The organism is Gilliamella sp. X-23 (assembly GCF_057063545.1).
In genome coordinates this window covers 84,974-96,950 of record NZ_JBXSQG010000010.1, presented here as the reverse complement: position 1 = coordinate 96,950, position 11,977 = coordinate 84,974, and the positions used below count along the sequence as shown (strand labels likewise).

At 35.7% G+C, this 11,977-nt stretch carries 10 protein-coding genes and 4 tRNA genes; 2 read left to right on the top strand and 12 right to left on the bottom strand.

All coding sequences use genetic code 11. From position 1 onward, the window contains the following. From ACYH9I_RS08120 to tcdA, 7 genes are all read right to left on the bottom strand, one after another. Positions 1-127 (bottom strand): GTP-binding protein (locus tag ACYH9I_RS08120; RefSeq protein WP_238786112.1); only part of this gene is annotated, 127 nt, incomplete at its 3' end. 182 nt (positions 128-309) lie between these two features. Next, positions 310-385, bottom strand: a tRNA-Thr gene (locus tag ACYH9I_RS08115). A 3-nt stretch (positions 386-388) separates the two neighbouring features. Then, positions 389-463 (bottom strand) — tRNA-Gly (locus ACYH9I_RS08110). 55 nt (positions 464-518) lie between these two features. After that, a tRNA-Tyr gene (locus ACYH9I_RS08105) sits at positions 519-603 on the bottom strand. A 32-nt stretch (positions 604-635) separates the two neighbouring features. After that, a tRNA-Thr gene (locus ACYH9I_RS08100) sits at positions 636-711 on the bottom strand. A gap of 152 nt (positions 712-863) precedes the next feature. Continuing rightward, the gene (adhE, locus tag ACYH9I_RS08095) at positions 864-3,560 is read right to left on the bottom strand and encodes a bifunctional acetaldehyde-CoA/alcohol dehydrogenase (RefSeq protein ID WP_483560225.1); all 2,697 of its coding nucleotides are present in this window, start codon (positions 3,558-3,560) and stop codon (positions 864-866) included. A 298-nt stretch (positions 3,561-3,858) separates the two neighbouring features. Continuing rightward, entirely contained in the window at positions 3,859-4,653 is a 795-nt protein-coding gene (tcdA, locus tag ACYH9I_RS08090; RefSeq protein ID WP_483560223.1) for a tRNA cyclic N6-threonylcarbamoyladenosine(37) synthase TcdA, read from the bottom strand. Between the two features lie 282 nt (positions 4,654-4,935). Between tcdA and ACYH9I_RS08085 the strand changes: the two genes are divergently transcribed. After that, positions 4,936-5,940 (top strand): dihydroxyacetone kinase subunit DhaK, encoded by a 1,005-nt coding sequence (locus ACYH9I_RS08085; protein ID WP_483560221.1) that lies wholly within the window; start codon positions 4,936-4,938, stop codon positions 5,938-5,940. 1 nt (position 5,941) lies between these two features. Next, positions 5,942-6,571 carry a dihydroxyacetone kinase subunit DhaL gene (gene dhaL / locus ACYH9I_RS08080; RefSeq protein WP_483560220.1) on the top strand — a complete coding sequence of 210 codons (630 nt, stop codon included), beginning with the start codon at positions 5,942-5,944 and terminating at the stop codon, positions 6,569-6,571. A gap of 155 nt (positions 6,572-6,726) precedes the next feature. Here the strand turns inward: dhaL and ACYH9I_RS08075 are convergent, their stop codons facing one another. The 5 genes from ACYH9I_RS08075 to ACYH9I_RS08055 form a co-directional block, all read right to left on the bottom strand. Further along, the gene (locus tag ACYH9I_RS08075; protein WP_483560218.1) at positions 6,727-7,389 is read right to left on the bottom strand and encodes a class II aldolase/adducin family protein; all 663 of its coding nucleotides are present in this window, start codon (positions 7,387-7,389) and stop codon (positions 6,727-6,729) included. Positions 7,390-7,416: 27 nt separating this feature from the next. Then, positions 7,417-9,480: a BglG family transcription antiterminator gene (locus ACYH9I_RS08070; protein WP_483560216.1), complete on the bottom strand. Its 2,064-nt coding sequence runs from the start codon at positions 9,478-9,480 to the stop codon at positions 7,417-7,419. A 100-nt stretch (positions 9,481-9,580) separates the two neighbouring features. Then, positions 9,581-10,957: a PTS galactitol transporter subunit IIC gene (locus tag ACYH9I_RS08065; protein WP_483560214.1), complete on the bottom strand. Its 1,377-nt coding sequence runs from the start codon at positions 10,955-10,957 to the stop codon at positions 9,581-9,583. 10 nt (positions 10,958-10,967) lie between these two features. Further along, positions 10,968-11,246: a PTS sugar transporter subunit IIB gene (locus ACYH9I_RS08060; RefSeq protein WP_091350389.1), complete on the bottom strand. Its 279-nt coding sequence runs from the start codon at positions 11,244-11,246 to the stop codon at positions 10,968-10,970. 9 nt (positions 11,247-11,255) lie between these two features. After that, positions 11,256-11,732, bottom strand: a complete 477-nt coding sequence (locus ACYH9I_RS08055; RefSeq protein ID WP_483560212.1) for a PTS sugar transporter subunit IIA — start codon at positions 11,730-11,732, stop codon at positions 11,256-11,258. Between the last annotated feature and the right edge of the window lie 245 nt (positions 11,733-11,977).

The window sequence follows — 11,977 nt, the reverse complement described above, 5'->3', positions numbered from 1 at the left end:
GACCGCCGTATTTTTTAGCAAGTACAGAAGTAATTGCCGCAGTTAAAGTTGTTTTACCATGGTCAACGTGGCCGATTGTACCAACGTTAACGTGGGGTTTTGTACGTTCAAATTTTTCTTTAGACATTTATCGTCCCTCAATGTAATACAAATCGGTGGTGAGTCACCACATTAACCAAGTATCATATTCAATATCAACATAATACTAACTTAAAATTAGCTCTGAATAATAACAGATAAAGCTATCAAGTGACAAGCTTTAAAGCAGTCAAATTTGATATTTTTAGAAGTTTAGGAAATTAACAAGAATGGTGCTGATAGGCAGATTTGAACTGCCGACCTCACCCTTACCAAGGGTGCGCTCTACCAACTGAGCTATATCAGCAATTGGAGCGGGCAGCGGGAATCGAACCCGCATCATCAGCTTGGAAGGCTGAGGTAATAGCCATTATACGATGCCCGCATGTTCAAACTCGGCTACCTAAATGCTTCAATTAGCTATTGCTAATATTAGATGATGGTGGTGGGGGAAGGATTCGAACCTTCGAAGTGTGACACGGCAGATTTACAGTCTGCTCCCTTTGGCCGCTCGGGAACCCCACCCCGAATCTTTATAAACTGTTTACTTAGGAAAATGGTGCCGGCTGCCGGAATCGAACTGGCGACCTACTGATTACAAGTCAGTTGCTCTACCTACTGAGCTAAGCCGGCCTAAGTGCTGCGCATTATGGACTAGAACATTTAACCTTGCAAGCAAAAAAAACAAATTTTATTTTGTTTGATTAAAAAAAAGTCAAAAATATAAAAAAGACCTGAAATATGAGCTATTTCAGGCCTTTTTTTAATCAAAAAATTAATTTAGATTATTTCTTTTTAGCGACTTTTTTCTTAGGGGTCTCAGCACCTTTTGCTGCGGTATGGATAGCAACATCCTCATTAATGTCCCCTTTGTCCTGATATGCACGACCATAATAGGTATCAAGCAGAATTTGTTTTAACTCTGCAATTAAAGGATATCGAGGATTTGCACCAGTACATTGGTCATCAAAAGCATCAACCGCTAATTGATCGACTTGAGACAAGAAAGTCTTTTCATCCACACCAAATTCTTTAATGGAGAATGGAATATCAAGATCTTTTCTAAGTTGATCTAACCAACCAATTAATTTCTCGACTTTTTTCTCATCTTTATCAGTAGCTGCGGTTAAACCTAAATGATCAGCAACTTCTGCATAACGGGCAATTGCTTTAGGATAACCATATTGGCTAAATGTGCCTTGCTTAGTTGGTTTGTCAGTTGCATTAAAACGCACAACATTACTAATTAACATCGCATTTGCCACACCATGTGGAATATGGAAAGCTGCACCAATTTTATGCGCCATTGAGTGACAAACACCAAGAAATGCCTGAGCAAAAGCAACACCAGCTAATGTCGCTGCACTATGCACTTTTTCTCGAGCGACAGGATTTTTAGCACCTTCCCGATAACTTGCAGGTAGATAAGTTTTAAGTATGCTTAAAGCTTGTAATGCTTGTCCATCAGAAAACTCACTAGCCATGACTGATACATAAGCCTCTAGTGCATGTGTTACTGCATCATAACCGCCAGCTGCACAAAGTGAGCGAGGCATATTCATCACTAAATTAGCATCAACAATAGCCATATGTGGAGTAATTGCATAATCGGCTAATGGATATTTTTGCCCCGTTGCATCATCAGTAACCACAGCAAATGGCGTCACTTCAGAACCTGTACCTGATGTCGTTGTTACACAAATTAATTTTGCTTTTTGACCCATATTTGGGAAATGGCAAGCACGTTTACGGATATCCATAAAGCGCAATGCTAATTCTTCGAATTTGGTTTCAGGATGCTCATATAAAACCCACATGATTTTAGCTGCATCCATTGGTGAACCACCACCTAATGCAATTATAGTATCAGGTTGGAATGCTCGCATAGAATCTGTTCCTTTATGCACAACACTTAAAGTTGGATCTGCTTCTACATCAAAGAAGGTTTCACAAATAACGCCTTGAGCTTCTAATTGATCAGTAATTTGTTTTGAGTAACCATTATTAAATAAGAATTTATCTGTTACCAAAAATACACGTTTTGCGCCTTGCTCAATCACTTCACTTAAAGCAACAGGTAGTGAGCCACGTTTAAAATAGATAGAACTTGGTAGTTTATGCCATAACATATTTTCTGCTCTCTTAGCGATGGTTTTCTTATTAATTAAGTGCTTCGGTCCAACATTTTCAGATACCGAGTTTCCACCCCAAGAGCCACATCCTAAAGTTAAAGATGGCGCTAAATCAAAATTATACAAATCACCAATACCACCATGAGCCGCTGGTTGATTAATTAAAATACGGCAAGTTTTCATTTTACTACCAAAATAAGCAATACGTTCACGGTTGCTATCTTGATCAGTATAAAGAACAGAAGTATGCCCCATTCCCCCCATTTCAACTAATTTTTCCGCTTTATCTACCGCTTCAGAAAAATCTTTCGCTTTAAACATGGCTAGCGTTGGTGAAAGTTTTTCATGGGCAAATGGCTCAGACAAATCGACTTTACTCACTTCACCAACAAGGACTTTTGAACCAGCAGGCACTTTAAGACCAGCCATTTCAGCAATTTTTGTTGCTGGTTGACCAACAATATTGGCATTTAATGCGCCTTTATCGTTTAAAATAATACCTTGTACTGCTTTGGTTTCTTTAGCATTTAATACATATGCACCATATTGGGTTAATAAACGACGCACTTCATCATACACAGAATCAACCACGACAATAGCTTGCTCTGAAGCACAAATCATACCATTATCAAAAGTTTTAGACATAAGTACAGAAGCTACAGCACGTTTTAAATCAGCTGTTTCATCAATAACAACAGGCGTATTACCGGCTCCAACACCTAATGCTGGTTTACCTGAACTATAAGCAGCTTTAACCATACCCGGTCCACCTGTCGCTAAAATAGCTGCCACATCATCGTGATGCATTAATGCATTTGATAATTCGATAGATGGTTCATCAATCCAACCAATAATATCTTTTGGTGCACCCGCTTTTATTGCTGCATCTAACACAATTCGAGCCGCTTCAATCGTTGATTTTTTTGCTCTAGGATGTGGAGAGAAAACAATTGCATTACGTGTTTTTAGACTAATTAAGGATTTGAAAATTGCGGTAGAAGTTGGATTAGTAGTAGGAACAATTCCACAAATAATACCAAGTGGTTCTGCTATAGTAATAGTACCAAATGGCTCATTTTCAGCGACTACCCCACAAGTCTTATCGTGACGATATTTATTTAAAATATACTCTGCAGCAAAAAGATTTTTTATGACTTTATCTTCAACAATTCCCATTCCTGACTCAGCAACAGCCTGCTGTGCAAGAGGGATACGTGCAGCAGCAGCGGCGGTTGCTGCTGCCACAAAGATTTTGTCAACTTGCTCTTGAGTATAAGTCGAATAAGTCTCCTGTGCTTTTTTGACGCGAGCCATTAACTCATTTAACTCATTCATATTAGTTACTGCCATAGATTTCTCCTTGAAATTAAAAAATAAATCGGGATCGTTTGGCGTCTTCCATGAAACTATTTAATGCTTAAGCATAATAACAAAACGAAATTGACGTTATCGTAAATCAGATTTTTACTTTATACAATAATATATTGAAGAAAAAAAAGCATGTTAATAAAAGTAACTAATTTATTTATACTTTGAACCACTGAAAAGAAGTAATTAAACAGTACACAAAGGGAAACTACTTTTAATAAATAAGTAGTTATCCTTTAATGCTATTTCTGATAAAGAAAAAATGGCTAGTTCTAAAAAGTTATATGTTACATAATTTATTTAACACATAACTAACGGCCACAAAACCAAAGGTAGCTGTAACTGTTGTAATTGCTCCAAACCCCGATTCACAGTCCATTTTTTTAGGCCCCTCTGCATCACTTTTTGTAAAGCATATTTGCCCATTTTTAGAAGGATACGTTAATTGTTCCGTTGAAAATACACAAGGAATGCCATATTTACCTTTACTATCTTTGTTTAATTTATAATTATGCTTTAGCTTTTCACGTAACTTCGCCGCTAATGGATCTTGAACGGTTTTTGCTAAATCAGCAATTTTAATTTGTGTCGGATCTTTTTGACCACCAGCCCCGCCAATGGTAATCACTTTTAATTTTTGTCGCTTACAATATGCAAGTACCGCTGCTTTATCATGTACACTATCAATTGCATCGATAATATAGTTATACCGTGGTGATTGCTTTGTTCCCAAATATTCGCTGACGTTATCGATATTAATGAAATCATCAATTTCATTCACCACACATTCAGGGTTAATTTGTAAAATACGTTCTGCCATCACTGAGGTTTTAGCTTTACCTATATTAGATTTTAAAGCATGAATTTGACGATTAGTATTTGTCACGCATACATCATCCATATCAATTAAGGTAATTTTACCAATACCACTACGCGCGAGTGACTCTGTAACCCAAGAACCGACACCTCCAATACCAATTACACAAATATGCGCTTGTGAAAAGCATTGCAAAGCCGACTGACCATAAAGCCTTGCAATACCACTAAAACGTTGAAGATAAGATTCTGTATTCATCGATTATGATTGATGGTGCTTATAGCTAAACACCTACGCTCCTGAAATTTTTTACAAATTATAACTGCAATATTATTTTATAAACAAGTTATTAATAAGTATTAGTGATACTATACCTTTTCAAGAATAAAACACTAAATTTCTAGCTCTCATAAAGATCAACTAAATCATCCCGATGATGCGCAATAAGTAGGATATTATTTGTCATTAATTGTATTCGTTTGAGTTATTAATTTTCCCTACAATAAATGTTGTTAACTATAATAAAAGAGGAAATAAAGAATGCGAAAACCCAAAAAACTACTTAATAATCCAAATAATGTAAGACAAGAAGTCATGCAGGGGTTAATCTATGCCAATCAGGGTAGATTAACTGCAATTTCTGAACATTGTGCCGTTTATGGTAACCATATTGCCAGTGATCAAGTAGTTATTGTCTCAGGTGGTGGTAGTGGCCACGAACCAACCTTTGCAGGATTTATTGGTAAAGGCGGAATTGATGGCTGTGCAATTGGCGAAGTTTTCACATCGCCATCTCCAGATCAAATTATTGAGGTAACCAAAGCTATAGAAAAAGGAAAAGGCGTACTATTTTTGTTTGGTAATTATTCTGGTGATGGAATGAATTTTGATATTGCAGCCGAAATATTAGGAGAAGAAAATATTGTCATCAAAACGATTCGAGCAACTGATGATATTGCTTCGGCACCATTATCTAAGATTTCTGATCGCCGTGGCGTTGCTGGTATTATGTTTTTATACAAAATTGCTGGCGCTGCCGCACAATTTGAAAAATACGACCTTGAAAATCTCTACCAAGTTGTATCAAAAGCAAACAACAATGTTCGTACCATCGGTGTCGCCCTAGATGGATGCGCATTACCTCAATCAAATCATTTCAATTTTGAATTAGATGATAACGAAATTGAAATTGGTATTGGTATTCATGGTGAAGCTGGATTACGTCGACAAGCTATAACGTCATCTGATGAAGTTGTTAACGAGATGATAGACAGCTTGTGTGATGATTTACCGTTTAAAAAAGGCGACCGCGTATGTGTATTAATTAATAATTTAGGCGCACTGAGTAACGCCGAACTGTTCATTGTAACACGTAAAGTCGGTATTGAGCTGGATACACGCGGCATAATCAGCCACGATGTCGTTGTTGGCCATTTTTGTACATCCCTTGAAATGTCTGGTTTTTCAATTAGCTTAATGAAATTAGATGAAGAATTACAACATCTTTATGATTTACCTTGTCAAACACTAGGATGGAGAAAATAGAATGAATTTATTACAAGTTCGTAAAATGATGTTATTTACCGCCCAAAAAATGATCGAAAGTGAACCAACATTAACCGCTTTAGATCAATTAGTCGGCGATGGCGATCACGGCATCGGTATGAAACGTGGATTTACAGCTATCATGGTGCTACTACAAGACGAAAAATTTCAACCAACTAATATAGGTGATTTTTTTACGCAAATTGGTACAAAATTAATGATAAGTATGGGCGGAGCTTCTGGCGCTATTTTTGGTACTTTATTTAGAGCGGGCGGAAAAAGTATTACAGGCGTAACAGAGTTTGATTCTGATGCATTATCAAAACTCCTTAATGAAGGTTGGCAGGCAGTCTATCAACGAGGAAAAGCCAAACCAGGGGATAAAACTATGGTTGATGCCTTAGCCGCTAGTGCAACAACCGCAAGTCAATTAACATCTTCGAAGTTAATCGATGCGCTCCCTAAAATAGCACAATCTACTATGGAAGGCGCAGAAAAAACGAAACAGATGATCGCTGTATTTGGACGAACTAAAAATTTAGGTGAACGCGCAATTGGTCACATGGATCCGGGAGCGGCTTCAATGGCGTATATCTTAAAATATATGAATAAATATATCCAAACCCAATAAAACAATAAATCCGCCGACATTATCGGCGGACATCATCATCGCAATATAGATAAAATAATATTCTAAGTATTCAAACAACATCTAATTTTTTAAAATAAAATTTCTTACTGATTCACTATTTTTCTATTAATTGGCTAAAACCAATAGACTAAAAATCATTTTTTAAATTTAATTTGCGAAGGATATGCCCAACGCTGTAATTCCTCTGGCGGAAATCCACCTGGATCTTTACCACCATTAATCAGTAAAGCGTGATAGTATATTTCAGCCATTTCTTCAATATATGCAGCCTTTAATACAGCCTCATAAGGATCTTTGTCTACGGCAATAGCACCATGCTTTTCCATTAAAATGGCATCAGCTCGTTTTATGGGTTCTATAACGCTATTTGAAAGGTCTGGGGTACCCGGTCGACCATAGGGTGCAACAGGGATCACACCATCTTTTAAATTAAGAATTGCACACTCATAAACAACGGCAGGAATAGGTTTTGCTAATACAGCAAATGATGTTGCAAAAATAGAATGCGTGTGTGAAATAGCAAAAACATCTGGACGGGCTTTATAAATCTCAAGATGCATTAAACACTCACTGGTTGGTCTCAATCCTGAATCGGCTTCAATAACGTTAGCATCAATATCCATCACAACAATATCCCGAATTGTTAACAACTTTTTATCAATTGTTGTTGGCGTGACAAGAACATACCCTGACTCTTTATCACGAACGCTAGAATTACCTGCTTTATGTTTACAAAGCCCCCACTCACTCGATTTTTTAGCCATGTCGACCACATATTGTTTTTGTATCTCTAACATTGTGTAACTCCTATTTTGACAAGATATTCATTGATAATTGGCAAACAATTCCCAAATTTCATTGCTATTTTTGGCATTTCGTATGCGCGTTGCACCTTCGTGAAATTCTAATAATTCATTTAATTGAGCAAGTGCTTTAAGGTGTTTTTGAGGATTATTTGTTGCTAAAACAACAATTAAATCAGCTTGCATATAACCACAAATAGTGATTCTTTCTGATAATTTAAGTAAAGACATAGCGACTTTATTTACACCATCATCAATACCAGCATGGGCAATAATTAACCCATCGACCAGCATAATGTAAGGTTGCTCAAATTGGATTTTATTCACCATTCTTTCAAGATACTCACTTTCTATGGATTGGTTGTTTAACAATGGTTGGGCAGCTAATGCTAATGCATCCTCCCATGCTATATTCACTTTTTCTATAATGTTGATATGTTCTTTTTGCATTAAGTCGGCTAATGAGGGAATTTCTTGTTGTGTTATTAGTACGGGGTTATCATTCATTTCATCGTTATAAAGATATGCAGTTAACTCCTTTTGCAGTGCTTTTTGATCTTTGATATTGCTATATTTTTCAATAATTAACATCAGCTCATCAATTTGAATAATGCTAGGATCAATACCTTGTAAAGTGCCAATCACTTGATGACGAAAAGCATTTTTATGAAAGTTATTCAGTGAAGGATTAACAATAAATAACAATTTATCGGTAGATAAATGTGAGGTAGAAAAAACAATATCATAATAATGATGATATTTTTCGAACTCACGTTTAGACATGGCATCAGAAAAATGTAATTCAGGGAGCAATACTTGTAAAGTCAGGTAAAGATAAGTTGAGACAGTTGCACTATTTTCGCAAACAAAAATAGCGATCTTCTTTGTTTTAATTCGATTAATCAAACCTTCTCGAGTTAACCAACCGCCCAAAAGTACAGTAATAAAAGCGACCTCTTCATCTGGCATATTACAATGCAATATTTTTTCAAAAGGGGAAATTGCTTTTCGTACCATTTCATGTAAGTGACCAAATTCTTGCAATACAATGTCATATACACTGTTGATATTTGAAATATGATATCGAATACGATAATAAGCAGGTTTCCAATGCTGATAAATACGTTCAATCAGTTCGCTCTTATCTTTAAAGGTGATACAACTAATCTGTTCAAAATTAGCAATAACCTCAACGACACATTCTAATAGCACCGCATCTAAATGGAAATATTTATCGGATAGAGTTTGTATATTAGAGCTTTGCACTAATACCATCAAAAAAATTTGCTCATTAAGATCAGTGATACCAAATTTTTCAATGAGCTTTTTCAATAATTGAAAATCACGACTATTTGCAGCTTCAATATAATTCTCTGGCAAAAGCTCAATTTTTTTATCGGTTTCTATGCGCTGTAACATAAAACAAATAAAGTAAGTCAGCTCTTGCAACTGCTCATCAGTAAAAACAATTTTTAATTTTTTTTCTATTTCGCTAAAAACCTGCCCTACTTGTTCTAAACGACCTTGAGTAATAGTCTCATTTTCTCTAAAAATTTTATCAGCTATTGGCATACTAATAATTCGGCGAATTAATTTTAGCAACAAATAACGTTTGTCAATTTCAGTACCGATAATACGATAACCATTCTCGCGGTCATAGTTGATTTGTAAATGATATTGAACAATCATTGCTTGTACTTTTTTGATATCATTAAGAACAGTGTTTTGACTGACGGTAAGGAACGAAGAAAGATGTATTAACGACATTCTTTCCGTTCTAATTAATAGAAAAAAGAGTAGCAAATGAACTCGTTCATCTTCAGAATAAATATAACGTCCAATAGCAAGCGATACAGGCTCATCCCTAAAGGTTTCGATCACTAATTTAGGAACACTAAACTTACCTGTTTTAAATCGTTTAATTAATTCAAGATTAGATGATTCAAGAAAGTCATTAATTTTCTTAATGGTATAACTAAGCTGTTTACGAGTTAACCCAAATTCAGATTGAAGCTCTACACCACTCATATTTGGATTATGAATTAATGCTTTTAAAACAACATGAATTCGCTTATCGACAACCATATAATAATTACCTTATTGTTCGTTGTCTGATGGCAACTAATATTACCACCAGATTTATTGCAAAATATGTTCAACGAATGCTTTAGATCTCATTTATTCATTATTTTTCCGCTATGTCCTGCATGGCTTCTTTACGCAGTTCACGAGCATAAAAGAAATACCCCACACACCAATAAACAGCAAAAAATAATGGAACAAAATAGCCTTTTAAGCATTGCCAAATAAATGAAAATGCATAAGTAAAAATAGGCGCATCAATTGAACTATTTGAAATTAGCTGATTAGCTGGGATATCAATAGCCTTAGTTGTTAATCCTAAATCGGTAATAATCGGTGCAAATTGAGTTCCAACAAATAAGAAGAATGGCACACCAATGATGGCTAAAATCACCATTCTTAATGTGTTTCCTTTAGTTAAAATATATGCAGGAACAATAAGTGCCAAATTGATAATGCCAGCAAAAGGGAGAAGCTTGTTACCAGGTAAAATAACAGCCCAAATTAAGGTAAAAGGAATAGCTGCGATAACTGTAAACCAAATTTCACTTGAACCACCCATAAATGGCCAATCCAAGCCAACAAATAATTTACGTCCAGCAAAGCGTTTATTCATATATTCACTAATTGCTTCAGAAATTGGCGATAATGCCTGCATAAATAACTTAGAAATCATTGGAAATAGCATAAGCGCTGTAGCGGCTTGCACACCTAGCATTAAGATAGCTGCAACATCATAACCAGCAATAATCCCGAAAATCACACCTAACAAAAAACCAATCACATGATTTTCAGCAAATACACCAATTTTAGAACGTAATGTTGCTGCGTCCATTGGTTTATTTAAAATAGGTATTTTGCGAAGGAGTAGATCAAAAGGATAATAAATCGCACTGAAAAATAACATTCTATGAGTACAAGTTACCCCCGGAATACCCGTTAGTTTTTCAATTCGATGTTGGTTAATATCCCCCGAATTAAGCTCTAATATGATCTGCAAAGTAGCAATAATAAAGGCAAGAGGCAAAGCCACAACAGCACCTAAAATTGGTGTAGCGACGGCAACAACAATAAATGCGGTAAAAATTTTCCCCCACACATTCCATAAGTCTGCGTTAAAGGTATCAGTCTTTTTTAGTACCAACATTAAAATATTGACACCTACTTGCAAAGGAAACATAAGAAAAGCATATGGCCAAGCCCAAGATACGTTCGCCATAGTTGTCCAACCGCCATCGATAATACTCAATTCAATCCCTGTTCGCTCCATCATAGTTTGCGCTGCTAAGCCAATAGCACCCACCATAAAACCAATCAACATACTCATACCAACAAATGCTACACCTAACGTAATGGCAGCCGAAGCACCATCTCTAAATTTCATGCGTACAATTAAACCCGCAATGAGCATAATGAATGGTACAAAAACTGGCGCACCTAAATTCAAAATATAATTTATAATTGTTCCTAAAAATTCCATATTTGTACTCCTATTTACAGGCATCAATAATTTTTTGTAGCTCCGCTTCCATATTCATCCCTGTTAAAAACGCAATACCATTGATGACAGGAATAGGGTACTGTTTTTCAATTTTAGTTATCGCTATATAAGCAGCACTATTTTTAATGTGAGTATCGACAGATTTAAGATCAACAACTTCTACTTTTATTTCATCAAGATTCCGTTCTTTTAATAAACGAGTAACCTTGCTGGCGACGGTTTGTGATGTGGCCACTCCGCTGCCACATGCAACAATAACTTTTTTCATAATGCCTCCTTATAAATTGATATTGGATGTCAATAGTGTAAAAATTTCATGTTCAGTTTTTGCGTGATAAAGTTCTTCTAAAAAACACGAATTCACAAAGCAGGACATCAATTTTTGCAATAAATCAATATGCCCATCCTTTTGATTAAACCCTAGCAAAAACACAAAGTTAGCCTTTAACACATGGTCATTATTTGCCATTTCACGCCATGGAATGGTTTCTTTGGCTCGAGTAAAAAAGATAAACGGTCTAATAACATGTTCGACATCAGTATGCGGCATCGCAACCACATAAGGCTCAGTTGGTAATGCGGTAGGAAATGAAGACTCTCTTTGTTTAATTGCATCTAAAAAGGAATGATTTACATAACCACCACTTTTTAAAATAGGAAAAGTAAAATCGAAAAATTGATTTGTATCTTGAAAGTCTTTATCTAAAAGAATCAAATCTTGAAAAAACATTTGGTCGTTAGATTCATTTCCCATTTCATCCTCCATCATGATGTGATCAGCAAACTTTTAGAAATATTGTTAATTTGCTATTGCTAGAATTAAATCAACACTAATTTGATAGCATCAATTGTAGGAAATTAAGGTAAAAGAAACGAATGGATTTGATACCAAATAATATCCATGATATTGCTCATCACAGGGACAATGATGTAGCTATCCCTTAAGCTATTGCAACTCAGAAGTAGCAATTCGCAATTATAAAAACAAAGGAGGTAAAC